The sequence below is a fragment of the Streptomyces sp. NPDC050388 genome, from assembly GCF_040655635.1.
Taxonomy (GTDB): domain Bacteria; phylum Actinomycetota; class Actinomycetes; order Streptomycetales; family Streptomycetaceae; genus Streptomyces.
The window spans coordinates 19,706-43,303 of record NZ_JBFAKH010000061.1 but is presented as its reverse complement, the minus strand read 5'-3'; the positions used below and the strand labels follow the sequence as shown (position 1 = coordinate 43,303).

Genomic DNA, 23,598 nt, shown 5'->3' with positions numbered 1-23,598 from the left:
TCACCTCACGAACTTGTGTCAGGCCCCCCATCCCGCCGCTTCCGCCGCTTCCGCCGGATGAACAGTGAGAACGGCCCCTGACCTGGATGTTCGATCGAGGCCGTTCTCGTGTCCGGCTACCGGGGCTGCCCGGTGCTCCCCGTGGTTCCCCGTCCGCGGCCGCTCGATCGGGCAGGAGAGGGGCACGCGTCAGACCACCCCCCGAGGGTCGTCCTCGTCGGGGAGACAGAGCATGCGGTGATCCGGAACCACCGGATCACCGAGGGGCGGCTCGATCCCCCGAACACGGACCGCGACGAGGCCGCCGGCTGTCGGGACCAGCCGCCGGCGATACCGCGGTGGCACGTCCTTGGCGGGCCGTTCTCTGACGGCAAGACTGATCCATCGGTCGTAGTCGGTCGGGTACACGCGGACTTCGGCGCCGCAGTCAGGGCAGGTCGGTGCCTCGATCCACGTCACGTCGTCGGGGTCGGGGCCAGGCGGCGGTGCGGTCGTGGCGCCTTCCTCCTCGGCGATGTCGTTGGCCAGCCGCTGCCAACAGGACTCGCAGAGCTCGACCAGGAGACTGATCTGTCCGCGCCCCCGTACGGTTGGATCACCCTTACCGCACATTTGGCATGAAGCGCACCTGTTGCCCCGGGATGCCCCCATGCATACGAGTGTGGGCGGACACACAAGGCGCTGACAGGTCACGATTCGGCCTCTTCGGACCGACCTCACGCTCACCGCGGTGCACCGACCGCCCCAGCTTCCCGCGCAGGGCGCTCGGCAGGGAACGTCCGGTCGGGCAACCGCCCGCACCGGGCCCGCGTCTTTCCTCGCGACCTTCACCACGCGCACAGGGGGAACCACCTTGACCGGCAAGGAAGTTGAGCATGACGACGAGCGGGGTCACGACCTGGGGCCCTGGTGGGCGGGGATCGGGACGTGGGGAGCGGTCGCACTGATCGTCATCGGCGGTCTCGCGGCAGCGTGGGTCTTTTTCCGGCTGCCCGGCACTCCGGGGGAGTCGGCAACCGGCTACTACCAGGCCGCCAAGATCGTCGCCATCGGCCTGGTGATCGCGGGAAGCGCCTTGCTGGGCCGTCGCCGTGCCCGGGCCGCGGCCACCGAGGAGACGACCGAGGCGGAACGCGTCTGACGCCACCGGTCGGTGAGCGGCGTCAGGTGGCGGCGACTTCCCGGATCCCGCGGATCGCGTCCAGCGCGACCTCGGTGAGGGCGGGTGCGCTCCCACAGGGTGTGCACCCGCCCTCGCGAAAAGGGCCCGCACATGCGGGCCCTTTCGGGTTTCTCGTCATGCCCGGCGGCGAACCGCCGTGCTGCAACCGGTGGTGCAAGGCGCACTTCGGTCCCACGGTCTCGGTGGCCGGGGCGACCGACGTGACCCCACACGATCTCCGGGCCCCGCACGGGACGTGGGTCGCCGGCCGCGGCGACCGGGTGGTCGAGGCGGCGGGTATCCGACTCGACGGACACGAGGACGACGGCAGCTGCGCCGATGTGCTGTGCACCGTCCGCCCCTGCCGACGGCCTCGCACCTGACGGGCAGTTACTCTTGACTGCCAGCTACTTTGCAATGCAAAGTTAAGATGCGGGCGGCCGACCGACCGTCCGCTTTCCGGCACGCCGGAGTGCGACCACAAGGGGGACATCGTGGGGAAACCGTCACTGAGCGGCGAGGGGACTGAACCAGGGGCGCATGTGGCCGCCCTGTTGGCGGCCACGGAAGGCCTGCGGGCCAGGACCCGCGCACAGATGAACGGCTCGTGGGTCTCCCTCCTCGGCTTCGGCCTCCTCGCGCTGGTGGCCGCTCCGGTCGCCCGGTACGCCTTCAACTTCGGGGCCCATGGCCGCAACGTCGGGTCCTATCCGGCCTTCGCCTACGCCGAGTTGACCGGCCTGTGCGTCGTCCACGAACCGGGCACCCCTTGTCTGGAGGGCGAGTTCGACGGCGCCGTCCTGCGTTTCGTGGCCTGGGGCGTGTGGTTCGCGCTCCTCCCCCTGGCGTGGTTCGCCTTCGCCCGCTGGTACCGCCTGCGTGGCGAGGCCCGGGGCGTCGTCCCCCGCCGCGGCGTGTGGATCTGCACGACCGCCATGGTCACCGCCGTGATCACGACCGCACTGACGGCCATGCTGTTCGGGCTGTCCGGCTGGAGCCAGCCGCTGGAGGTCGACCTGCTGCAGAACAGCTACGCCTCCCCGTGGTACCTGGTCGGTATCGGGCTCGTCGCCCTCGGGGTGGTCGAACGCAGCTGGATCGCCGTAGCCGCCGGCGCTGCGCACGCCCTGCTGCTCACCGGCTACCTCGGTGCCTCCTGGGGCACGGGATGGCTCCCCTGGCAGCACCCCGCCCACCCCGGCTGGACCGACGGACCGCAGGCCAAGGCGCTCCTGCTGGCCTCGATCCTGCTTCTCGCCGGCCTGGCCGAGAGGACGGTGGCACGGCATCGAGCCGGGCCCGGTCGTGCCGATGCGGATACGGTTGTCTCATGAGTGTCGAGGATTCGGCGGAGGCGTGGGACGGCCGGGAAGGCCTCCATCCGACGCAGTCGCTGGACGACACCGTCCATCAGCGGGTGCGACTCGGCATCCTCACCATCGCCAAAGAAGCAGACCGAGTCGAGTTCGGCTTCCTGAAGAAGCAACTGGCCGTCACGGACGGAAACCTCTCCCGGCACCTGAAGGTGCTGGAGGAGTCGGATCTGATCACCGTGGACAAGGGCTACGTCGGTCGGCGTCCCCGAACGTGGATCGCCCTCACCCGTGAAGGCGCGCAGGCGCTGGACGCCGAACTTCGTGCCCTGCGCGCACTCGTCCTCCGGCTGGAGAGCACCCGCCCGGCTCCCGGTACGCCCGAGGCGTGACGCTGTCTCAGGAGTTCGGCCCCCGGGCCAGTGGGGTCATGACGCCGCCCGCAGGAGGCGGAGTTGGCCGATCTCCGTGGCGTTCTTGAGGAGTTCGGTGTTCACCCAGGCGGCCGTGTGGGCCACGGTGTACGCCGGGTCGCTCGGCCAGGGGAACGGTGCCGTGGCGTCCAGGTCGGTGTCGGTGAGGCCGTCCAGCGTCGCGAGCCATTCCGTCCGCAGGTCGCGCAGCCACTGGACGGTCGCCGGCCCCTCTCCCGGCCAGGTGATCTCGGTCCGCTCCCGGGGCCGACGCCCGTGCGCGTGGTCCAGGGTCACGCTCCACCACCAGCCGATGTGCCAGCTGACCCAGGCGATGGTCGGGACGGGTACGGGGTCGGGCTCGGTCTCCGCCCAGTCCGGGATCCAGGCGCCGTCGGCGGCACGGCGCATCGTCCAGCAGTGGGCGGTGGGCTCCCACAGGAAGTCGTCCGGCTCCAGCCGCTCCAGGTGGTACTCGAACAGGGACCAGGTCAGTTCGAACTGCCAGCGCAGTAGTTCTGTTCGGGAGAGGGGGACCGGGGCGGTGGGGGCAGCGGAAATCGTGGAGGCCGGGTCGGGGGTCGGGGTGCTCATTCGGGGCTTTCCAGGTGTGTGGGGCGTACGGCCGGAAGCGAAGCGGCCGGAAGCGGGGGCGGCGCGGGCGAGTGACGTGGTCGGCACTCCAGGGCGGTGGTGTGTCCGGGGCCTTCGGTTTTCGTGGGGCGCGGGGGAGGGGACGGCTGGTGGATCCCGGGTTGTGGGTCAGGGGTGGTGGCCCGTCGTGCGGGCCGCTGACGCGATGGTCGCGCGGGCCTCGCGTTCGGACAAGCCCGTGGTGAGGGCCGCGTCGACCAAGGGGTTCACCAGGGCGGGGCCGATGCCGTCCTCGTAGGCGCGGCAGGCCGCCCAGAACAGCCGGGTGTTGCGCTGGCCCTCGTGCGCCGCGAGGACGAACTGGACGAGTCCCCGACCGTGACCGCCGGCCGACGGGGGCGTGGGGTGGTGGGCGCGGGGCGGTGGCAGGAGAAGCCGCAGGAGGGCGGGCGGGCAGGCGGCGGGGGCTGAGCGAGCGGTTCCCGGGGCGGTCGTGTAGGTGCCGTGGTCCGTGCGGGAGCCGGGACCGACGAGATAGCCCCCGGCGCCGCGGATGTCGATGCCGGGGGCGAGGCGGCTCGCGGAGTTGGGGACGACGACGTCCGGCGGACTGCTGAGCCACAGGTGACGGCCGCCGCTGGGGGTCAGGACGGTCACCGTGGTGGGGACCGTGAACAGGTGACGCAGGGCCAGTTCGCGCAGGGCGGCGGAGGGGTCCGTACCGCTCTTGGTGTCGAGGTCGACACCGATGAGGTGGTGCGGGGGCAGTCCGCAGGCGATGCCGTAGCCGGTGGCCCTGGGCGCGGCGGCGAAGAGCGCGCGGATGCGGGCGGGGTCGGTGGAGGCGTCGTGCACACCGTGCCCGAAGCGGCCGCACTCGCCGTGACAGGGCGTGGTCCGGCCGGGACGGGGGACAGGTTCGGCGCGGTGCGGGGAGCGCAGGGCGGGGAGTTTGGTCCGGGACAGCGGGATGACGGCCAGTCCGCGTTCGGCGGCTGACAGAGCGTGCGCGAGGGCCAGCGTGGTGGCCTGCCGGTCGGTGGTGGCCATAGACCTATTTTCGTACGCGCGTTCGAGAAGGGGAAGAGGGGCGGGTGCGACGCGCCGGGGTTCACAGGGTTTGCGGAAAAAGTGCCGAAACGCTTCCTCCCTTGCGGGGGTTGGCGCGGAGCCGGGCGTGTCGGGCGGAGAGGTGACTCAGGGGGAAGAGGGAGGTTTATCGACTTGTGCTCACGCTTGCGTGCTAATGACGGCTTCCGAGGTGGTTCACCGGGATTCGGTGGGCAATCCTGATCTCGCGACGTCGTGCACAGTGCCGGGGTGGTCGGCCGACTCCCCCGGTGGCAGCCGTACATCACACACGCACGCTCATGAGCCGGTGCGTCCTTGGTTCTGGAGGGAACACAACATGGCAAGCATCCGTACCGCCCGAGTCATCGCCGCCGTCTCCGCTCTTCCGCTCGCGGCGGCCCTCTTCGCCGGCGTCGCGGTGGCGGACACCGGCGCTCTCGCGGACGACGGATCGAACGCCACGGCCACAAGCGCCGAGGCGGGAGTGCTCGGCAGTGGCGTCGGCGGCGACAACTTCGGCAACGCGGCCACCACGCAACAGCAGGCCGTCGGTTTCGGTGCCTCGAACCAGAGCAACACCGCCCAGGTCAACGGCTCCGCGTTCACGTCCGTCGTCCAGGGCAACGACAACGTGGTGGTCAACTTCACCCCGCTGTGGTGAGGAGGTGAGAGGGCCGACGGCCCTCTGACGCCGTGTGGGGTGCGATCCGTGGGGTGCGAGGCGTCTGCTCGGCGGTACTCCGGTACCGTCGCGCAGGCGTTTTCGGGTTTCCGCGGTGCTTCCCCCAAGGAGGAACCCGCACGGGTCTCCCCCGCTCGTCCACCTTCAGGAGGTGCGGCAGGCCCCACCCCTACAACCTGAGGGGGACGCGGCTTCGGGACCTGCGGCCGATTTGCCGGACGTGCCCCGCTCATAGCGTTGAGTCATGACCAGACCCGTCTGCACCAGCGCTTCGAACGCCGCTGCTCCGGCGAAGCAGACCCTCCCGTACCCGTCGTTCTCGTCGTACATGAGGGCCCGGCAGCCGGTGCTCCTGCGTACCGCCCGGTCCTTGACCGGGAACCCGAGCGACGCGGAGGACCTGCTGCAGACCGCGCTCGCCAAGACGTACGTCGCCTGGGAGCGTATCGAGGACCATCGCGCGCTCGACGGCTATGTGCGCCGGGCGCTGCTGAACACGCGGACGTCGCAGTGGCGCAAGCGCAAGGTGGACGAGTTCGCCTGCGAGGAGCTGCCCGAGCCGGACCCGGTCCCCGGCGGCGACGACCCGGCCGAGCAGCAGGCGCTGCGCGACGCGATGTGGCGGGCGATCATGCGGCTGCCCGCGCGACAGCGCGCCATGGTCGTCCTGCGGTACTACGAGGACCTCAGCGAGGTCCAGACGGCCGAGGTGCTCGGTGTATCGGTGGGCACGGTGAAATCGGCCGTTTCGCGGGCGCTCGGGAAGTTGCGGGACGATGCCGAGCTGGGGCTCGTCCGGTCCTGACCGGGAACGAAGTTCCGCGGAACGTGATCGATCATCCGTCCACCTAGTGACATACCGAGCGGTATGTGCGCAGAATCAGCACGACCGTTACCGCCGCGTAGGCAATGTCGCCCAGGAGGACGCCGTGCTCAGCACCATGCAGGACGTACCGCTGCTGATCTCAAGGATCCTGACCCACGGGTCGACGATCCACGGCACGTCACAGGTGACCACCTGGACCGGCGAGGGCGACCCGCAGCGCCGCTCCTACGCGGAGATCGGCGCCCGCTCGGCCCAGCTGGCCCACGCCCTGCGTGAGGACCTCGGGGTGACCGGCGACGACCGGGTGGCCACGCTCATGTGGAACAACGCCGAGCACGTGGAGGCGTACTTCGCCATCCCCGGCATGGGCGCGGTGCTCCACACCCTGAACCTCCGCCTTCCGGCCGAGCAGCTCGCGTGGATCGTCAACCACGCCGCAGACCGGGTGATCATCGTCAACGGTTCGCTGATCCCGCTGCTCGCTCCGCTGCTGCCGCACCTGAAGACCGTTCAGCACGTCGTCGTGACCGGGCCCGGAGACCGTTCCGCGCTGGCGGACGCCGACGCCCAGGTGCACGAGTACGAGGACCTGATCGCCGGAAAGCCCGTCGCCTACGACTGGCCGGAGCTGGACGAACGCGCCGCCGCCGCCATGTGCTACACCTCGGGCACCACCGGGGACCCCAAGGGCGTGGTCTACAGCCACCGTTCGATCTACCTGCACTCGATGCAGGTCAACATGGCCCAGTCGATGGGCCTGACCGACCGGGACACCTCCCTGGTCGTGGTGCCCCAGTTCCACGTCAACGCCTGGGGCCTGCCGCACGCCACCTTCATGACCGGCGTCAACATGCTGATGCCGGACCGCTTCCTGCAGCCCGCCCCGCTCGCCGAGATGATCGAGGGGGAGCGGCCGACGCACGCCGCCGCCGTCCCCACCATCTGGCAGGGCCTGCTGGCCGAGCTGCTGGCCAAGCCCCGGGACGTCTCCTCCCTCACCCAGGTCACCATCGGCGGCTCGGCCTGCCCGCCCTCGCTGATGGAGGCCTTCGACGAGCTGGGCATGCGGGTCTGCCACGCCTGGGGCATGACGGAGACCTCCCCGCTCGGCACCATCGCCCGTCCGCCGGCCGACGCCGTGGGCACCGAGGCGGAGTTCGGCTACCGCCTGACCCAGGGGCGTTTCCCGGCCGGTGTCGAGGCCCGGCTCACCGGCCCCGGCGGCGAACGGCTCCCCTGGGACGGCGAGTCCGCGGGCGAGCTGGAGGTGCGCGGCCCCTGGATCGCCGGCGCCTACTACAACGGCGCCGACGCCGAACCGCTGCGCCCCGCCGACAAGTTCAGCGAGGACGGCTGGCTGAAGACGGGGGACGTCGGCACCATCAGCCGCGACGGCTTCCTCACCCTGACCGACCGGGCCAAGGACGTCATCAAGTCCGGCGGCGAGTGGATCTCCTCCGTCGAGCTGGAGAACGTGCTGATGTCCCACCCCGATGTCGCGGAGGCCGCCGTCGTCGCCGTCCCGGACGACAAGTGGGGGGAGCGCCCGCTGGCCACGGTCGTCCTCAAGGAGGGGTCCACCGCCGACTTCACCACCCTGCGCGCCTTCCTCGCCGACGGGGGCGTCGCCAAGTGGCAGCTGCCCGAACGCTGGACGGTGATCGAGTCGGTGCCGAAGACGAGCGTCGGCAAGTTCGACAAGAAGGTGCTGCGCAGGCAGTACGCCGAGGGCACGCTGGACGTCACCCGGCTCTGACGCTCGACGCCCCCGACCCCTGACGCCTGACGCCGTTACGCACCACAGCCGCGCCGGGTGGGGACGAACCCCGGTCCGTCCCCACCCGGCTTGCGCCGTCGCTCAGTTGGTGCCGATACGGGCGAGCAGGTCGACGATCCTGTCCTGCACCTCGTCGCTCGTGGACCGCTCCGCGAGGAACAGCACCGTCTCGCCGGAGGCCAGCCGCGGCAGGTCGGCCTGGCCGACGGCGGCGGTGTAGACGACGAGCGGGGTGCGGTTGAGCTGCCCGTTCGCCCGCAGCCAGTCGATGATCCCGGCGGACCCGGTCTGCTGCCGACGCACCTGCATCAGGTCCATCACCACCAGGTTCGGCCGGAACTGCCCCGCCAGCGTCACCGCGTCCGCGTCGCCCGCGGCCCGCGCGACCTGCATACCGCGCCGCTCCAGCGTCGCGGTCAGCGCCAGCGCGATCTCCGCGTGCTCCTCGATCAGCAGCACCCGCGGCGGATGCTGCTCGCTGTCGCGCGGCGCGAGGGCCTTCAGCAGTACGGCGGGGTCGGCGCCGTAGGCGGCATCGCGCGACGCCTGCCCCAGTCCGGCCGTGACGAGCACCGGAACCTCGGCGGCCACCGCGGCCTTCCGCAGTGACTGGAGCGCCGTCCGGGTGATCGGCCCGGTCAGCGGGTCCACGAACAGCGCGGCGGGGAACGCCGCGATCTGTGCGTCGACCTCCTCGCGCGAGTTCACGATCACCGGCCGGTAGCCGCGGTCGCTCAGCGCCTGCTGCGTGGCGACGTCCGGCGCGGGCCACACCAGCAGCCGACGCGGGTTGTCCAACGGCTCCGGCGGCAGTTCGTCGTCCATCGGCTGCGGACGCGGGGGGTCCGCCACCTCGACGGCCCCGCCCGGCCCGTCCAGCGGCTCGGGGCCCTCGGCCGCGTCCGCGTCCGGCGCCCCTATCGCGTACGAGCGTCCCGTGCCCTCGGTCGTCGGCGCGAGGAGTGGCTGCCCGGCGGGCGAGTGCTGCGGCTGCGACGGCGACGGCGACTGCGGGGGCAACGGGGGTTGCGCCTGGGGCTGCTGGGGCTGCGCCTGTGCGCGCGCGGGTGCCTGGGGTGCTGCCTGCGCCTGCCGCTGGGCGGGGGCGGAGTCGGCCGTCGCGTGCGGGCGCGCGCCCTGTTCGTGGTCCGCGGCCGGGTCGGTACGCGTGCCGAGCTTGCGGCGACGGCCCGAGCCGCCCGGCTGGTGCGGGGGAGGCGTGGCCGCCGGCAGCGGCTGCTGGACCTGGACGGCCTGTCGGGTGAACGGCACGCCCTGCCCCAGGGTGCGCACGCTGAACGCACGCCCCTGCGTCGAGTTCGGGTCCACCGGTGCCGTCGGTGCCGGCGCCTCCACCGGTAGCGGCTGAGGCTGAGGCTGAGCAGCCCGCTGCACGGGCACGGGTGCGGGTGCGGGTGCTGCCTCGGGAGGCAGCGGGGTGGCCGGTGCGGGCGCCGCCACACCGCTCGGCGGCACGGGGGCACCCTGCGGAGGGGCGGGGGCACCGGCGGCGGGCCACGGCGGCTGCGCGGCCGGGGTGCCGTCGGGCGGAGTTCCCTGACCCGGCGCGGCCTCGGCGGGCAGTGGCTGGGCGACGGAAGCGGGCTGCTCCGCGGCCGGGGCGGCGGGCTGTGCCGGGACCGGCGCGGCGGGCTGGGGCATCGGCTGACCGCCGGAAGCCACCTGGGGCTGATCGTGGGGTGCCGGTGCCGGTGCCGGTGCCGGTGGCTGTACCGCTTGTGTCTGTGCCGGTGCCTGCACCTGAGGCATCTGCCCGGGGACGGCGGTGCCCCGACCGTGCACAGGTTCGCCCTGGGGCGGAACGGCCGACGGAAGGGCCGCGCCCTGCGGCGGTACGGGCATGCCCTGCGGGGGAATCGGGGCAGCCTGCACGGGCGCCACCGGTTGAGCCGGCGCCGGGACCGGCGCCGGAGCCTGTGCCGGCACCGGCGCAAGGCCCGCGCCCTGCTCGGCCGGCTGGGCGACGGCGCGCCGGCGTCGGCCCGTCGGGGCGTTGGTGGGATGTGGCTGCGGCGGGGTGTGGTCGTCGGCCTGGTCGTGCGGGACGGCGTCATGGCGCCCGTCGACCAGGGCGTCACCGGAAGCGGCCGGTCCGGGAAGTGGCACCGGCACCGGGCCCCCCTGCGGCCCCTCGACCACCCCGGTTTGCTCCCCCTGGTCCGCTTCGGCGGGCGGCAGCGCGAACACCGTACGGGGCGCGGCCTCCTGCGCCGCCGCCCGCTCGGTGGCCGCCGCCAGCGCCCGCCGACGCCGCCCGGTCGACTGAGGCTGTTCTTCCTGCTCCTGCTCCTGCTCCTGCTCCTGGCCCTGGGCGGCCTGTGCCGTTCCGTCCGCACTACCCGCAGCGGGCAACGCGGGCGGCAGGGCGTGCTGCTCACCGGAGGCCTGTCCGGCGCGCAGCCCTCCGGAGGGGACGGGCACTCCCTGCGGCGGTACGGTCCCGCCCAACCCAGTGTTCGAGGCGGCGGACCCCGCCGCGGACTCGGCGGCCGTGACGACAGCCCCACCGACCGCGCCGGCCACACTCGCACCCGGTACGGCGGCAGCGGCCTCCGCGCCCTCGGCCGGTCGCCCACGACGCCGTCCGGTCCCACCGGACACCGCCACCGCGCCCTCACCGGACGCCTGAGCCGGAAGCTGCGCGGGCTCCGCCGCGGCCGCCGCCCGGCGCCTGCGCCGACCGGTGGGGGTCGCCGCGGCCTCCGCACCGGAGCCGGAGCCGTCCTCGGCCCCCGGCACCCCGCTCTCCAGGAACGCGTCCACCGAGGCCCGCCGGGCCCGCCGCCGCCCGCCACCGGAACCCCGCTGACCGCTCGGGGCCGAACCGGCCTCCTCGACCGAGGCCTCCGCCGACGCCGATCCAGGTCCCGGTCCCTGAGAGGGCACCGACACCGACACCGGCACCGGCGCTTCCTCCGGAACCTCCGCAGGCCCCCCGGAAGTCAGCGCGAGCTGCCCCTGACCCGCGGCGACGGCACCGGCTCCGCCCCCGATGGGCACCTCGAGGACGAACGCGCTGCCGCTCATCCCCGGCACCTCGTGCGTCTGCAGCACGCCTCCGTGCGCCCGTACGATCCCGCGCACGATCGGCTCGTGGACCGGATCGCCGCCGCTGTACGGCCCGCGCACCTCGAGGCGTACGACCTCACCGCGCTGCGCCGCCGCGACCACGACCGTGTTGTCCAGGTAACCGCCCGCCGCCACGCGAGTGTTGCCGGTGGCGTCGACGCCCGCGACGTCCGCGACGAGGTGCGCGAGGGCGGTGGCGAGCAGCCGTGAGTCGACCTCGGCCTCGATGGGCGGCGTGTGCACGGCGAACTGCACCCGGCCCGGCCCGATGAGCTCCACGGCCCCGTCGACACCGGCGGCGACGACGGCGTCGAGCATCACCTTCGTACGGGTGATCCCCTCCGTCCCGGCGTCGAGCCGCTGGTAGCCGAGGACGTTGTCGATGAGGGTGGTGATCCGGGAGTAGCCGGCCGACAGATGGTGGAGCACCTGGTTGGCCTCGGGCCACAGCTGGCCGGCGTCGTCCGAGGCGAGCGCGGTCAGTTCGCGGCGCAGTTCCTCCAGCGGACTCCTGAGCGACTGCCCGAGCAGGGTGAGGAGCTGTTCGTGCCGACCGGAGAGGGCCTCGTAGCGGTCCTTCTCCCGCTCGCCGAGCGCGGCGTACCGCTCCTCGTTCGCGGCGAGTTCCTCGGTGTGCGCCTCGCGCAGTTCCTCCAGCTCGCCGACGTGCTTCTGGCGCAGGGCGGTGAGTTCGGAGGCGTGCTCCTCGGCGAGCCGCTCCAGCTCCTCGGCGTGCTGCCGCTCGGCCTCCTCCTTCTCCTTGACGACCGCGTCGTAGGGCCGCCGGTCGGTGAAGGTCATGACGGCGCCGACGAGCTGGTCGCCGTCGCGCACCGGCGCGGTCGTCAGGTCGACCGGCACCTTGTCGCCGCTCTTGGAGTACAGCACCTGCCCGCGCACCCGGTGCTTGCGCCCGGAGCGCAGGGTGTCCGCGAGCGGGGACTCGTCGTACGGGAAGGGCGAGCCGTCGGCGCGCGAGTGGAGGACGAGGGTGTGCAGCTCGCGCCCGCCGAGGTCACTGGCCCGGTGCCCCAGTATCTGGGCGGCGGCCGGGTTGACCAGGACGATCCGTCCGTCGGTGTCCGTCCCGACGACGCCCTCCGCGGCGGCCCGCAGGATCATCTCGGTCTGCCGCTGCGAACGCGCCAGCTCGGCCTCGGTGTCGACGGTGCCGGACAGATCGCGTACGACGAGCATCAGCAGTTCGTCGCCGGTGTAGCCGTAATTGTCGTAGGCCTGTTGACCGGTCTCCAGATTCGCACTGGTGACTTCGACCGGGAACTCGGTCCCGTCGGTCCGCCGGGCGACCATGCGCGTCGGCTTGGTACGGGCCCGCGGGTCGATGTGGTCCGGCCGGCGCATGGAACCGGGGATGAGCTTGGAGTCGAACTGCGGCAGCAGGTCGAGCAGCCCGCGCCCCACCAGCGCCGTGCCCGGCGTCTCGAACGCCTCGAGGGCGATGGTGTTGGCGTTGACGACCGTCCCGTTGGCGTTGACCAGCACCAAGGCGTCGGGAAGCGCGTCCAGTATGGCTGCGAGGCGAGCAGTGCCTCGGGATGGCCTGCTGCTCACGAGACGCTTCCTCCCTGTTCCGCTACGTGCCGACCGCGCGGGCCATCTTGCCAACCGGCCCGCAACGTGTCACCCGAGGGAGTCTAAGGGTTGGGATTGCGCTCGCGATGCCGGATGAGACCGAGGTCGCACGTAACGTGACGGGGATGTGACGCTCGCATTGCCGCGCACCGGCACCGGCCTGCACCGACGCCGCCCGAACCGTTGCGGGACCTCTACGCCTTTCCCCGGTGTGCCGATCCGGGCCCCACCGCGCCGGCGACGCGCCCGCCACTCGCCGGTCGGAAGAGCTTTGCTCTGTGGCCACCCTGCCTAGTACCGTGGGGGGCGATTGGTGACGGCACGCATGACTGTGTCATCATCGGCACGCACCACTTGATCCGCGCTCGCGCGCGGAGGGTTGTGCACGGAGGCGTCGCCTAGTCCGGTCTATGGCGCCGCACTGCTAATGCGGTTTGGGTCTTAAAGCCCATCGAGGGTTCAAATCCCTCCGCCTCCGCACCGTTTCGAAGCCCCGGTCCACCCGACCGGGGCTTCGTTGCATTCCCGGCTCTCTGTCCTTGTTTTCGCAGGTCACAAGGGGTGAGCCGAACGGATTTCACATGACGGCGGCGGTCATGTAATGTTCTTCCTGTCGCCGCGAGCGAGCCCAGCGGGCCCGGGAGCGGCGAGAAAACTGAAGACACAGGCACTCGTAGCTTAACGGATAGAGCATCTGACTACGGATCAGAAGGTTGCAGGTTCGAATCCTGCCGAGTGCACCACAACACCAGAGGCCCCGGAGAGATCCGGGGCCTCTGGTGTTGTGGTGCCGGTTGTTACGTCAGTTCTTCCAGACGCCGGACATGACTCTCGGCGATGCGGAGAGCGTCTTCCGGGACCGTGCCTCGGGCTCTCGATGGGAACAGCGGCGCGTCGGGTTTGTCTCAGGAGGCGTTACGGCTCTCGGCTTCGGCCTGGGCCATGGCTTCGGCTTCGCTCTCGGCCAGGGCGAGCGTGACACCGAACGCCTGCGTGATGTGGCCCGCCGACATGACGCGTGCTGTCCCTACCACGGGAGCGATGGCGACGAGGAGGTCCTGCAATTGCTCGACCGTGAGGTCGGCTTTGATCGCGGGGTTGACGTGGGCCAGGTAGGAGATCACCGGTGCGTCCATGGCCACGAGTGCGGCGAGGCGGGCAAGGATGAGCGTTCGCTCGTCCATGTGGCAGCGCTCGACGGAGTCGATCGTCATGGCGGCGATCGTGTCGACTGCGGGAGTCTCGGATGCAGTAGCCATGGTGGGGCCGCCTTCTGGTTCCGTGGGGAGGGGAACCGCCATCCGCTTGACTCGGAAGTCCCCCTGCCCGGCAGTTGCTGCTCAAGCGTGGGCACCCTCAGGTGATGGCGCGCGCCGAGCCGGACAAGGGACCGAACGTGCTGACCTCGTGGGGACTGCCGTCATGCACCGGCTGTCCGTTTTCCCGATCGTGGAAGCGTCCGTGGCAGAGAGCGGGAGCGTCACGGTGACGTCTCCCCGGCGGTGATCACTCCAGCGGCCGTCCGGGGCGTCGGTTCCGCGGCGCCGCCTGCCGGATCGCTCAGCTCTGGCCACCGCTTCCGTCGCAGCATGCGAACACCTGTGAGAGCCGTGCACCAGCCGTGGCAGCTGGTGGCCCGGATGGCGGGCAATGACTCCCCGCCGCAGGATGGTGGCAACTGCCCTGGGCCGTCCCCGATCCCTCGGGTGGCGGGATCTCGGAGTGCATCATGGACATGGAGAACCTCTGCTTGATCACGCAGCCTGTCCTCGGTCATGTCTCGCGCAGCGGGAACTCCGTGGACCGGTGGACCGGGCTGCGCCACGTCGGGACCTGACAGCAGCAGGCGCGTGGTGGTCGCCTCCGGCCCTCGGTGGGCCTTCCCCGGGCGCTCGATCGGCTCCGGCGCGGGCGTGGGCATGGTGATCGCTGTGCTCGCGCTCACGAACGTGATCGACAACCGCTGGGCGCCGTCGTTCCGTCTGCTGACCGCGGTACTGGTCAGCGCGCTGCTGCTGGGGGTGCTCTTCCGGGCCGGCGGCACTTGGGCGGACGCGGGACTGGACCCGTCCGCGCTGGGGCGTGGTGCGCGCTGGGCGCTGGCGCTGATCGGGCTGGTCTGCGTCGTCTACCTGGCTGCGGCGCTGCTTCCGAGCACCCGCGGCCTTTTCGCCGACCAGCGCTACAGCGGGTTCACGGGCGGCCAGGTGGCACTCCGCATGGTGATCACCGTCCCGGTGGGTACGGTCCTGCTGGAGGAGGTCGCGTTCCGGGGAGTTCTGTACGGGTTGGTGGATCGTGCGCGTGGCGTCGTCTGGGCGACCCTCGTGTCCAGTGCGTTGTTCGGGTTGTGGCACGTCCTGCCGTCGCTGGGCCTGGTGGCGGCGAAGCCCCGGCTGATCCCGGTCTTCGGCCACTCCGCACTCGGCTCCGTCGTCGCGGACGCGGGAGCGGTCCTGTTCACGGCGGCCGCGGGTGTGATCTTCTGCGAACTGCGTCGGCGCAGTGGCAGTCTGCTGGCGCCGATGGGCCTGCACTGGGCCGTCAACGCTCTGGGCTACCTGGTCGGATTCCTGTTGCGGTGAGAAGGGTGTGCCTGACCCCTGCCGGGGGCTCGGGTGCGTGGGGTCAGCCCTCGGCGGCGATGACCTCTTTCAGATGGGCGAGGTCCTGGGCGGTGATGTCGGCGGGCCGCATGACGGCGTTCCAGGCGTCCACGTATTCGGCGGTGTATTTGTGGCCGTGGCCGTCCGGGACGCCGGTGGAGAACGGAAGGTCGGCGGTGACCTGCCAGAAGGTCACGAAGGGGAGCCAGAGCATGCCCTTGAGCACGTCCTTTCCGTGCTGCTCGGTGAGCCAGTCCGGTGCGTTGAAGATGAGACGGGGGCTCCACCAGACGATCGGGTCGGAGGGGTGCATCAGGTAGAGGACCCGGGTGCCGTCCCAAGGCCGGTCCGCCGGGGGGATGCCCGTGGCCGGGTTGGTTGTGAAGCGTACGGTCCGGCCGTCTCGGTAGACCGGTTGGATCTCTGGGCTGCCGGGATCACGCTGGTCGCTGAACTGCCGGAACAGAGTGTTGAAATTGGGTGGCCCGGCGAACAGGGTGCCGGCGGTGCGGATGCGCAGGTCGGCTTCTCCGCTGAAGGCGGCCTCGCTGCCGAACGATCCCAGGCTCTCCCCGGCGACGAACAGGCGGGGGCGCCGGCTCTGCGGCAGCTGCACCCAGGCGTCGTAGACGGCGTCGAACAGGTCACGACCCGCCGCCCGTGCCTTCGATTGGTCCACGAGGTAGGAGATCCACGACGGCAGGTAGGAGTACTGGATGGCCACGGTCGCCGAGTCGCCGCCGGCGAGGTACTCGAAAGAGTCCACCGCGGCGGGGTCGACCCAGCCGCTGCCCGTGGTCGTCATCACGAGCAGGTTCTTGCGCTGGAATCCGCCCGCGCGTTTCAAGTCGGCGACCGCCAGCGAGGCACGGGACTCGGTGCTGTCCGACGACGCCAGTCCGGCGTAGGCGCGGATCGGTTCCACCGCGGGACGGTGGGTGAAGCCTGTGATGTCCGACGGCGAGGGGCCCATTCCGGTGAAGCCGCGTCCCTGCAGGCCCAGGGAGTCCCACGGAACCAGCGAGCCCGGCCCTCCCGAGCGCAGGCTCGTGGCCGGCTGGTGCACCCCTTCCTGGGTCGTCGTGTTGCGCACCGAGAAAGCCTGATTGGCCAGGGCGACGAATCCGTCGAGGAGAAGACTGGTGACGATCAGATAGGCGAGCCCGGTGACCAGGATCCAACCGACCGCCCGAGCGGCCCGTGCCCCGACCCAGCGCTTGAGCAAGTCCGAGAGCCGGCGATAAATCCCGCGAATGCCACGCCCGGTCAGCAGGAGGAGGCAGAAGACCAGCACCGCGACGAAGGGCGACGCGACGGCGAGCGGAACGCTGTAGTCCGTCACCCCCATCAGCCGGCGGATCTCGTACTGCCAGTACTGCCCGAACCCGAAGAAGACACCGAAAAGGATCGGCGCGCCGATGAAGAAGGCGGGCCAGGCCCAGCGTCGCGCGGGCCGGGGCTCCCGGTCCGCGAAGGCGCGCCACACGCATGCGGCCAGTACGCCGAGCCCGTAGCCGATGGCCGCCGTGATTCCGCAGATCACCCCCTGGAGCAGACCCCCGCGCGGGAGCAGCGAAGGCGTGAAGGACAGACACCCCAGCACCACGGCGCCCCAGCTCCCGGGAAGGGTGGCGTACAGCAGCTTCCGGTGCCGCGCGGGCTGCGCCGGCCCTCCTGGGGTACCGCCCCCTGCGGTCAGGCCCGCTCCGGCCTCACTCGCGGCGGGCGCTCCGGCCCCGTTCGGATGCTCCTGTGGCCCCTGTGTTCCGGACATGTGCGCTCCCTCCCAGGACGTCATGCTGGGTTCAGCACAGTTCTGTCCGGTCTGCCGAGGCCTCGCCCGACGCGGGTGATTTCCGCGAACGACAGGTGTTCCGGTGCGGCCCGGCTTCCGCGCATCTCGTTCCCCAGCCGGAACGATCTCTTCCCAGTCGTGAGTGGCTTCCCGAAGTGCTGAGCGACCGGGGCCCGTCGGCCGGTACAAGCTCACCCGAGCCGTGCGAGGCTTTTCCGGGACGACTCAATGTCGGGTTCTGGTGGTGCCAAGGCTCCGCGACGTCAGCCGGACGGCCGTAGCCCGGTTTTCTCCCCCTCTGGGGAGTCGTCGTCAGGAGATCGGATTACTCCACGGGCGGGTCGACGCCGTCGAGCACGATCAGTGGCCGAAGAGGCGAGGGGCCGGGTCTCTGACCTGGGGCCGTGCCCTCGAGCAGCGCTGCGACCTGCGGCTTGGCCGTCGTTGGTGGTCGGTGTTGGTCGGCGTTGGTCGTCGTTGAGCGCCCCCACGGCCCCGGGCCGGCCCGGACAGGCGTCTCGTGATGCCGCGTTTCTGTGAGAGGGCAGGTCGTGCGGTGGGGGGATCAACGCAGCATGCGGCCCACGATGGCCCCCAGGTGGATGACCACGCCGACTGCCACCAGCCACGACAGGAGGACCATGACGACGCCGATGGGGCCGAACTTCTGTTCGTTCGCCACGATCGTCGCTGAGAAGTAGCGGGCGGAGAACACCCCGAGGCCGGTCCAGCAGACGCTGGTGACCAGGGCCGGGGGGAACAGGGCGCGCCATGTCACCGTACCGACGAGCAGGATGTACATGCTTCCCCACCAGAAGACGACCGCCCAGAGGAAGCCGGTCAGGCTGGTCAGGAGCCACCCGCCGGACGCCCTGCCGAGTGCGGCCTGCACGGCGGAGTAGGCGAGGAGCCCTGCGAGCCAGGTGAGCTGGGCCGCGGTGTTCCGCCACCCGCCTCCACGGACGTTGAACAGTATCCGGTACCAGCTCTGGAGGGTGCCGGCCACGGCCATGGCTCCGAGCAGCAGCAGGACGGCGCTCGTCACGGTGAGGGTGTACGACGTCGTCGCAGGGACGAACAGGGATGCCACGGCCTGTGCCGCCTGCTGATTCAGCCCCAGCCAGCTGACGACGACCATGGCGGCCCCGCTGCCTGCCGCCGCGGTGATGATGATCAGAAAAGGAAAGAAGCACAGGAGCGCGAGCGAGGCCAGTTGGAAGGAGTGCCCGAAGAAGTCGACCGCCGAGAGCCGGCCCCACAGCCGACCCGCCCCGCTCTCCTCGAAACGGTTGCCGGCGGCCCGCCACTGCTGATCTGCGCGCCACCGATGGGTATGCCTTCGCCGGTGGGGTGCGTTACTGCCGTCGCCCATGCAATGAAGTGAACCTCGGTCGACCGGCCGTGTCGCGGCAGGGGGGAGGGGCGAACGCACCTACCGGGGCAAGCGGAAGCGCTGCAGCTCGCCCAGCGGGCCTTCACCTAGGAGTCGGACCGGGCGTCATGCCGGCCCCGTCGGTCACCGTTGTGCAGTCGAGCTTTCCAGAAGAGCAGCAAGGGGAGGTAAGGGGAGGTCTCGGGGCTGTCCCGCAGCGTGTCGAACCTCGGCTCCTCCTTCGGGACAGCCATCGCCGGCACCATCCTGGTGCCCGGACCGACCACGGGGACCCGGGCCGCAGCGGTGATCGCCCCGGCCGTCACAGGACTCGGCGGCTCGCTGCGGCGGTACGCCTCCCGGGCGGACCGGCCCCACCCCCGTGCATTCCCGCACAGCACAGCACCGCAGCCGCACGTGCAGCCGCATCGCTTGCGTGCGGCTCATCCCCAGAGGGTGGTGGAGCCGCCTTGAACTGGTGGGAGAAGTCGCAACTCACAGGAGAGCTCTGTTCAGCCCGGCGTCCGGGACCGGTGAGGTTGATGCGCCGGCAGCTCTGACGGCAACCGCAGCACACAGACGCGCGTGATCACGGAGGTCAGCGATCGAAGCCCAGGGCCGTGAGCCGTCCTCATGGCGTGCTGCCCGATCCTACGGATCAGAAGGCTGCGGGTTCGCCTCCTGCCGAGTGCACGGTGTGAGAGCCCCGCTGGATGTCCAACGGGGTTTTTGCGTTGTCCGTGCACCGTCGGTTCAGGCTCCGGGGTCGTGGTGATGGCGGTCGGTTCCGCGGTGCAGGAACACCGTGCGGAGTTGGCGGCTCAGGGCTGTGGCCGCCGCGGTGAGGAAGATGAAGGTGTAGAGGATCTGGAGGATGGCGGCCAGGCGGGCCGTCTGGCCGTGCGGGGTGATGTCGCCGTAGCCGATGGTGGCGAGGGTGACCAGCGTGAAGTAGAGGGCGTCCAGGCGGGTGCTGAGGCCGATCATCTCGCCGGGCTGTCGGGCCAGGGCCTGGTAGGCCGTCGCGAAGACCAGGATGGCCAGGCACATCAGCAGGGGGATGACCAGTCCGGGCCGGGCGTGCGGATGGTTGAGGAGGACATGGACGATCTGCTGGAGCAGCAGGGCGGCTATGAGCGCCAGGGCCAGGACGAAGAAGGTCCAGCTCAGGGCGGGGCGCTGGGGGCCCAGGCCGTCGAGGGGGAGCAGGAAGTAGGCGACGACCATGAGGGTCGCGCCGACCGTCTGGACGAGCCAGCGCCACAGGGGGGGTCGGGGCGTGAAGGGCTTGCGGCCGCTGCCCATGGGGGTGCCGGGGTCGGCAGAGGGGAAGGGTTCCGGTGTCCGGTGTTCTAGGTGCGGCTCGGCTCGCCGCGCGGTGCGCACAGGGCCCAGATGACGAAACCGTAGATGATCATGAGGGTGATCGACCAGATCGGCGCGTAGGGCAGCCACACGAAGTTGGAGATCATGCCCAGTCCGGCCAGTACGACACCCGTGACGCGGGCCCAGGTCGCCCCGGTGAACAGGGCGAGGCCTGCGGCCAGTGCGAGGGCGCCGAGGATCAGGTGGATCCAGCCCCAGCCGGTCAGGCTGAACGCGTAGGTGAAGTTGGGGGTGGTGACGAAGATGTCGTCCTTGGCGATGGCGGAGATCCCCTCGAAGATCGCCATGATCCCGCCGAAGGCCATCAGCACCGCCGCGGCCGCGGTCCAGCCCATCGCCCAGGTGCTCCGCGGTGCCCATTCGGTCCGGTGTTGCGTTCCGCCGACGTTGCTGGCCATGTGTTCGCCCTTTCGGTCGTCCCCGAGCGGTACGGCTTCTCCTCCAGGTTTGCACCGGGCCGGGCGGGCGGCACCTCGGTGGGCGGTGAGGCGCCTGCCGCCGTCGATGGCAGTCGATTTCAGTGGGTGGCCCTACTCTCGTGAGAGATGGCACGGACATGGAAGTGCTCGGGACTGCGCTGGTCGGCGGACGGTCCCGTGCTGGAGTGGGAGGGCGGTCGGCGCACCGCGCTGACCTGGGGGAAGCGGGTGGCCTTCGGGGTCGAGGAAGGGGGCGTGCGGACATGCGTGGGGGCGCGGGGCCATGCGTGCCCGCTCGGCGCGGTGGTGCCGGGGCGGAGCACGGGGGCGCGCTGCGAGGAGTGTGCACGGCTGGACCGGGCGCGTTCCGTGGCCGCCGACACCCTCGCGGACGATCCCCGGCCGTACCGCGTATACCTGGCGTGGTTCGGGCCGGGGATGGCCAAGGTCGGGATCACCGCGGTGGAGCGGGGATCGGCGCGGCTGCTGGAGCAGGGAGCTGTCTGCTTCAGCTGGCTGGGGATCGGGCCGCTGATGGCGGCTCGGCGCGCCGAGGAGCTGTTGCGTGCCGCGCTCCGCGTGCCCGACCGGATTCCGTACGCCGACAAGCGGGCGGTGCGTGCGGTGCTTCCGGACACGGAGGCGGAGCGGGCGGCGGAGCTCGCGGAGCTGCATGCGCGGGCCCTCGCCCTGACCGGGTGGCCCGAGTCGCTCGACCGTGCGCCCTTCCGGCCCGTCGATCATGTGCGGGTGTTCGGGCTGGCCGGGGTGCCGGCCGCCGCGGGGGAGGTGAGCGAGCTGGTCGCCGGGGGTGCGGCGAGCGGGGAGCTGGTGGCCGTCGCCGGGCCGGATCTGCATCTGGCGACGGGAGGTGGGAGCCGGAGCCTCGGCGGGAGCGGGGCCGTGGTGCTGGACACGCGGTTGCTGGCCGGGTGGGGGCTGGTGCCGGGCGCGGGGCGGGGGTTCGACCTGCCGGTGAGGGCGCTGAAGGGGACCGGTGAGGGGGCGGGGGTGCAGGACGGGCTGTTCTGATCCCGGCCCGGCTTCGTACCGGGTCTGCGGGCCCGGCCGGACCGTTCGGTGCTGTTCGGTCTCCGGTTCTTTCCCTTGCACGGGAGTGGACCCGGGGTGCGGTCAGGGGTGATCGTGGCAGCATGAGTGATCACCCCACGGCACCGGCAGCAGCGCCGGAACGGACACCGGCTTCGGAATCCGTGGCGGAAACCGCCGAGGTGCGGCGGTTCTGGGAGGGGCTCGGGCTTCCCGGACTCGTCGATGTGCACACGCACTTCATGCCGGAGCGGGTGCTGCGCAAGGTGTGGGCCTACTTCGACGCGCTCGGGCCGCTGACCGGCGGGGTCGAGTGGCCGATCACCTACCGGCAGGAGGAGGGCGAACGGGCCGGGCTGCTGCGGGAGTTCGGAGTCCGCGCCTTCACGGCCATGCTCTATCCGCACAAGCCCGGCATGGCGCGGTGGCTGAACGGCTGGGCGGTCGACTTCGCCCGCCGTACGCCGGACTGCCTGCACACCTCCACGCTCTTCCCCGAGCCCGGGGCCGAGGAGCAGGTCCGGGAGGCCGTCGAAGCGGGCGCACGGGTCTTCAAGGCGCACGTGCAGGTGGGGGCGTACGACCCGGCCGACCCGTTGCTGGACGGGGCCTGGGGCGTGCTCGCCGAGGCGGGCGTCCCGGTGGTGATCCACTGCGGTTCCGGGCCGGCGCCCGGAAAGCACACCGGACCCGAGCCGATCGCGCGGGTACTGGCCCGGCACCCCCGGCTGCGGCTGATCGTGGCGCACCTCGGGATGCCCGAGTACGAGGACTTCCTCGACCTCGCCGCGCGCTACGAGGAGGTGCGGCTGGACACCACCATGGCGTTCACCGACTTCACCGAGCGCATGGTGCCGTTCCCCCGGCGGGCCCTGCCCCGGCTGGCCGACCTCGGCGACCGGATCCTGCTCGGCACGGATTTCCCCAACATCCCGTATCCGTACGTCCACCAGCTCCACGCCCTGGAGCGGCTCGGGCTCGGGCAGGCCTGGCTGCGGGCGGTGTGCCACGACAACGGTGCCCGTCTCTTCGGCCTGGGTGAGAGCGGGGGACCGTCGGCCTCCTGAGGGTCCGGACCCCCAGGGACGGGAGCCGGGGCGTTTCTCAGGGAAAACACAGACTTCCGAAAGGGCGCTCTCAGAGGCCCCCGCGACGGTGTGGAGCATGACCACGACCTCGCCCCAGGGGCGCGCCGAACTGCTGAGGCCGGACGGGAGTCCCGTCCGGGTGCTGGTGGTGGACGACGAGCAGTCGATCACCGAACTGCTGTCCACGGCCCTGCGCTACGAGGGCTGGCAGATCCGCAGCGCGGGGGACGGTCAGGGCGCCGTCCGTGCCGCGCGCGAGTTCCGGCCCGACGTTGTCATTCTGGACATGACGCTTCCGGACATGGGCGGGCTGTCCACTCTCGGGCGACTGCGCCGCGAGCAGCCGGACGTCCCCGTCCTCTTCCTCACCGCCAAGGACGCCGTCGGGGACCGTGTCGCGGGCCTGACCGCGGGCGGCGACGACTGCGTGACCAAGCCGTTCGGCCTGGAGGAGGTCGTCGCGCGGCTGCGCGGGCTGATCCGGCGCTCCGGTGCGGCCGACCGCCGGCCGGAGTCCGTGCTGGTCGTCGGCGACCTCACCCTCGACGAGGACAGCCACGACGTCACCCGGGGCGGGGAGCACATCCACCTCACCGCCACCGAGTTCGAACTGCTGCGCTTCCTGATGCGCAACCCGCGGCGCGTGCTCAGCAAGGCGCAGATCCTCGACCGGGTCTGGTCCTACGACTTCGGTGGAAAGGCCAACGTCGTCGAGCTGTACATCTCGTACCTGCGCCGGAAGATCGACGCCGGTCGGGAGCCGATGATCCACACCCGGCGCGGCGCCGGATACATGATCAGGCCCGCGGTCTCGTGAACGAACGGCGAGGACCGTGCCCGCGCACCCTGCGGACGCGGCCCGTCGTCGTTTCCGTGCAGTCGTTCCCGTGCACTGACCGCGGTGGTGTGTGAGGCGCTCGGCACCGTGACCCCATTCGTGTCGTGGTCACCCCTGGCTGTCGCCGCTGGCCGGGAGGTTCCTCGACATCGGGCCCCGAGCGCTGTCGTTCTCCGGGGCCGTGCAGCAGGTCATCCGCAGGACGGGGCTGCCGGCACCCGGCATCACCGGTGCCATCTCGGCAGTCTTCCAGTTCGTGTACGGATACGGCACGATCGAGAGCCACTTCCACGCCCGGGTCACCGCGACCGGGATGACCCCCGACGAGTACCACCGGCACGCCATGACCGAGGTGGCGCGGTGGCCGGGTGCCGCCGGGGTCGTCGAGGAGTCGACGAAGGTCATGGAGGCCCGGGGCGGCGACACGGTCGAGGAGACGATGGAGCGGGACTTCGCCTTCGCCCTGGACCTGCTGGTGGCGGGTATCGACGCGATGGTGGCCCGGAGCAGGGGCTGACCCGCC

General features: G+C 71.3%; 20 protein-coding genes, 2 tRNA genes and 1 pseudogene. 13 read left to right on the top strand and 10 right to left on the bottom strand.

The window, feature by feature from the left end; translation table 11 throughout:
• Window positions 1-189 precede the first annotated feature (189 nt).
• Complete coding sequence (locus AB0I73_RS28920) at window positions 190-612, bottom strand: DUF6083 domain-containing protein (protein ID WP_363042160.1); 423 nt, start codon at window positions 610-612, stop codon at window positions 190-192.
• A gap of 241 nt (window positions 613-853) precedes the next feature.
• On the opposite strand from AB0I73_RS28920, the gene AB0I73_RS28915 reads away from it, so the two are divergent.
• The 3 genes from AB0I73_RS28915 to AB0I73_RS28905 all read left to right on the top strand — a co-directional run bounded on the left by AB0I73_RS28915 (window position 854) and on the right by AB0I73_RS28905 (window position 2,867).
• Window positions 854-1,141 carry a hypothetical protein gene (locus tag AB0I73_RS28915; protein ID WP_363042158.1) on the top strand — a complete coding sequence of 96 codons (288 nt, stop codon included), beginning with the start codon at window positions 854-856 and terminating at the stop codon, window positions 1,139-1,141.
• Between the two features lie 563 nt (window positions 1,142-1,704).
• Window positions 1,705-2,496, top strand: coding sequence for a hypothetical protein (locus AB0I73_RS28910; protein WP_363042156.1), 792 nt, complete (start codon window positions 1,705-1,707; stop codon window positions 2,494-2,496).
• Window positions 2,493-2,867, top strand: coding sequence for a transcriptional regulator (locus AB0I73_RS28905; protein WP_363042154.1), 375 nt, complete (start codon window positions 2,493-2,495; stop codon window positions 2,865-2,867). Before AB0I73_RS28910 ends, AB0I73_RS28905 begins: the two co-directional genes overlap by 4 nt.
• 36 nt (window positions 2,868-2,903) lie before the next feature.
• Here the strand turns inward: AB0I73_RS28905 and AB0I73_RS28900 are convergent, their stop codons facing one another.
• Both AB0I73_RS28900 and AB0I73_RS28895 read right to left on the bottom strand, forming a co-directional pair.
• On the bottom strand, window positions 2,904-3,482 hold the full coding sequence (locus AB0I73_RS28900) for a DinB family protein (RefSeq protein ID WP_363042152.1): 579 nt from the start codon (window positions 3,480-3,482) through the stop codon (window positions 2,904-2,906).
• Between the two features lie 168 nt (window positions 3,483-3,650).
• Window positions 3,651-4,532 (bottom strand): bifunctional DNA primase/polymerase, encoded by an 882-nt coding sequence (locus tag AB0I73_RS28895; protein WP_363042150.1) that lies wholly within the window; start codon window positions 4,530-4,532, stop codon window positions 3,651-3,653.
• A 358-nt stretch (window positions 4,533-4,890) separates the two neighbouring features.
• Between AB0I73_RS28895 and AB0I73_RS28890 the strand changes: the two genes are divergently transcribed.
• From AB0I73_RS28890 to AB0I73_RS28880, 3 genes are all read left to right on the top strand, one after another.
• Window positions 4,891-5,214, top strand: a complete 324-nt coding sequence (locus AB0I73_RS28890; protein ID WP_363042148.1) for a hypothetical protein — start codon at window positions 4,891-4,893, stop codon at window positions 5,212-5,214.
• 265 nt (window positions 5,215-5,479) lie between these two features.
• Entirely contained in the window at window positions 5,480-6,040 is a 561-nt protein-coding gene (locus AB0I73_RS28885) for a SigE family RNA polymerase sigma factor (RefSeq protein WP_363042146.1), read from the top strand.
• Window positions 6,041-6,176: 136 nt separating this feature from the next.
• Window positions 6,177-7,817, top strand: coding sequence for a long-chain fatty acid--CoA ligase (locus AB0I73_RS28880; RefSeq protein WP_363042182.1), 1,641 nt, complete (start codon window positions 6,177-6,179; stop codon window positions 7,815-7,817).
• Window positions 7,818-7,919: 102 nt separating this feature from the next.
• Here AB0I73_RS28880 and AB0I73_RS28875 read toward each other — a convergent pair whose 3' ends face one another.
• Window positions 7,920-12,500, bottom strand: coding sequence for a PAS domain-containing protein (locus AB0I73_RS28875; protein WP_363042144.1), 4,581 nt, complete (start codon window positions 12,498-12,500; stop codon window positions 7,920-7,922).
• A 408-nt stretch (window positions 12,501-12,908) separates the two neighbouring features.
• Here AB0I73_RS28875 and AB0I73_RS28870 point away from each other — a divergent pair.
• Both AB0I73_RS28870 and AB0I73_RS28865 read left to right on the top strand, forming a co-directional pair.
• Window positions 12,909-12,999: transfer RNA gene (locus AB0I73_RS28870), tRNA-Ser, on the top strand.
• 189 nt (window positions 13,000-13,188) lie between these two features.
• Window positions 13,189-13,264 (top strand) — tRNA-Arg (locus AB0I73_RS28865).
• 162 nt (window positions 13,265-13,426) lie between these two features.
• Here the strand turns inward: AB0I73_RS28865 and AB0I73_RS28860 are convergent.
• A complete protein-coding gene (locus tag AB0I73_RS28860) occupies window positions 13,427-13,780 on the bottom strand; it encodes a carboxymuconolactone decarboxylase family protein (RefSeq protein ID WP_363042142.1) in 354 nt (117 codons plus the stop codon).
• 591 nt (window positions 13,781-14,371) lie between these two features.
• Here AB0I73_RS28860 and AB0I73_RS28855 point away from each other — a divergent pair.
• Window positions 14,372-15,106 carry a CPBP family intramembrane glutamic endopeptidase gene (locus AB0I73_RS28855; protein WP_363042140.1) on the top strand — a complete coding sequence of 245 codons (735 nt, stop codon included), beginning with the start codon at window positions 14,372-14,374 and terminating at the stop codon, window positions 15,104-15,106.
• A 43-nt stretch (window positions 15,107-15,149) separates the two neighbouring features.
• Here the strand turns inward: AB0I73_RS28855 and AB0I73_RS28850 are convergent, their stop codons facing one another.
• The 5 genes from AB0I73_RS28850 to AB0I73_RS28830 all read right to left on the bottom strand — a co-directional run bounded on the left by AB0I73_RS28850 (window position 15,150) and on the right by AB0I73_RS28830 (window position 20,078).
• Complete coding sequence (locus AB0I73_RS28850; protein WP_363042138.1) at window positions 15,150-16,901, bottom strand: alpha/beta-hydrolase family protein; 1,752 nt, start codon at window positions 16,899-16,901, stop codon at window positions 15,150-15,152.
• A 586-nt stretch (window positions 16,902-17,487) separates the two neighbouring features.
• Window positions 17,488-18,294, bottom strand: coding sequence for a ribonuclease BN (locus tag AB0I73_RS28845; RefSeq protein ID WP_363042137.1), 807 nt, complete (start codon window positions 18,292-18,294; stop codon window positions 17,488-17,490).
• Between the two features lie 107 nt (window positions 18,295-18,401).
• Window positions 18,402-18,548, bottom strand: coding sequence for a hypothetical protein (locus AB0I73_RS28840; protein ID WP_363042135.1), 147 nt, complete (start codon window positions 18,546-18,548; stop codon window positions 18,402-18,404).
• 499 nt (window positions 18,549-19,047) lie between these two features.
• Entirely contained in the window at window positions 19,048-19,599 is a 552-nt protein-coding gene (locus AB0I73_RS28835) for a potassium channel family protein (RefSeq protein ID WP_363042133.1), read from the bottom strand.
• Between the two features lie 47 nt (window positions 19,600-19,646).
• The gene (locus AB0I73_RS28830) at window positions 19,647-20,078 is read right to left on the bottom strand and encodes a hypothetical protein (RefSeq protein ID WP_363042131.1); all 432 of its coding nucleotides are present in this window, start codon (window positions 20,076-20,078) and stop codon (window positions 19,647-19,649) included.
• A 147-nt stretch (window positions 20,079-20,225) separates the two neighbouring features.
• Between AB0I73_RS28830 and AB0I73_RS28825 the strand changes: the two genes are divergently transcribed.
• The 4 genes and pseudogenes from AB0I73_RS28825 to AB0I73_RS28810 form a co-directional block, all read left to right on the top strand.
• Window positions 20,226-21,131: a DUF2797 domain-containing protein gene (locus AB0I73_RS28825; protein ID WP_363042129.1), complete on the top strand. Its 906-nt coding sequence runs from the start codon at window positions 20,226-20,228 to the stop codon at window positions 21,129-21,131.
• 122 nt (window positions 21,132-21,253) lie between these two features.
• Window positions 21,254-22,216 carry an amidohydrolase family protein gene (locus AB0I73_RS28820; RefSeq protein ID WP_363042127.1) on the top strand — a complete coding sequence of 321 codons (963 nt, stop codon included), beginning with the start codon at window positions 21,254-21,256 and terminating at the stop codon, window positions 22,214-22,216.
• A gap of 97 nt (window positions 22,217-22,313) precedes the next feature.
• Window positions 22,314-23,054 (top strand): response regulator transcription factor, encoded by a 741-nt coding sequence (locus AB0I73_RS28815; protein WP_363042125.1) that lies wholly within the window; start codon window positions 22,314-22,316, stop codon window positions 23,052-23,054.
• A 130-nt stretch (window positions 23,055-23,184) separates the two neighbouring features.
• A pseudogene (locus AB0I73_RS28810) lies at window positions 23,185-23,592 on the top strand (TetR/AcrR family transcriptional regulator C-terminal domain-containing protein); the annotation flags it as partial.
• Window positions 23,593-23,598: the final 6 nt, after the last annotated feature.

What these genes read in the sequence shown, in the direction of transcription:
- AB0I73_RS28895 (WP_363042150.1), bottom strand. Translation starts at nt 4,532, where the DNA reads ATGGCCACCACCGACCGGCAGGCCACCACGCTGGCCCTCGCGCACGCT.
- AB0I73_RS28900 (WP_363042152.1), bottom strand. Translation starts at nt 3,482, where the DNA reads ATGAGCACCCCGACCCCCGACCCGGCCTCCACGATTTCCGCTGCCCCC.
- AB0I73_RS28815 (WP_363042125.1), top strand. Translation starts at nt 22,314, where the DNA reads ATGACCACGACCTCGCCCCAGGGGCGCGCCGAACTGCTGAGGCCGGAC.
- AB0I73_RS28825 (WP_363042129.1), top strand. Translation starts at nt 20,226, where the DNA reads ATGGCACGGACATGGAAGTGCTCGGGACTGCGCTGGTCGGCGGACGGT.
- AB0I73_RS28820 (WP_363042127.1), top strand. Translation starts at nt 21,254, where the DNA reads ATGAGTGATCACCCCACGGCACCGGCAGCAGCGCCGGAACGGACACCG.
- AB0I73_RS28850 (WP_363042138.1), bottom strand. Translation starts at nt 16,901, where the DNA reads ATGTCCGGAACACAGGGGCCACAGGAGCATCCGAACGGGGCCGGAGCG.
- AB0I73_RS28885 (WP_363042146.1), top strand. Translation starts at nt 5,480, where the DNA reads ATGACCAGACCCGTCTGCACCAGCGCTTCGAACGCCGCTGCTCCGGCG.
- AB0I73_RS28920 (WP_363042160.1), bottom strand. Translation starts at nt 612, where the DNA reads ATGTGCGGTAAGGGTGATCCAACCGTACGGGGGCGCGGACAGATCAGT.
- AB0I73_RS28840 (WP_363042135.1), bottom strand. Translation starts at nt 18,548, where the DNA reads ATGGCTGTCCCGAAGGAGGAGCCGAGGTTCGACACGCTGCGGGACAGC.
- AB0I73_RS28845 (WP_363042137.1), bottom strand. Translation starts at nt 18,294, where the DNA reads ATGGGCGACGGCAGTAACGCACCCCACCGGCGAAGGCATACCCATCGG.
- AB0I73_RS28830 (WP_363042131.1), bottom strand. Translation starts at nt 20,078, where the DNA reads ATGGCCAGCAACGTCGGCGGAACGCAACACCGGACCGAATGGGCACCG.
- AB0I73_RS28905 (WP_363042154.1), top strand. Translation starts at nt 2,493, where the DNA reads ATGAGTGTCGAGGATTCGGCGGAGGCGTGGGACGGCCGGGAAGGCCTC.
- AB0I73_RS28860 (WP_363042142.1), bottom strand. Translation starts at nt 13,780, where the DNA reads ATGGCTACTGCATCCGAGACTCCCGCAGTCGACACGATCGCCGCCATG.
- AB0I73_RS28880 (WP_363042182.1), top strand. Translation starts at nt 6,177, where the DNA reads ATGCAGGACGTACCGCTGCTGATCTCAAGGATCCTGACCCACGGGTCG.
- AB0I73_RS28835 (WP_363042133.1), bottom strand. Translation starts at nt 19,599, where the DNA reads ATGGGCAGCGGCCGCAAGCCCTTCACGCCCCGACCCCCCCTGTGGCGC.
- AB0I73_RS28890 (WP_363042148.1), top strand. Translation starts at nt 4,891, where the DNA reads ATGGCAAGCATCCGTACCGCCCGAGTCATCGCCGCCGTCTCCGCTCTT.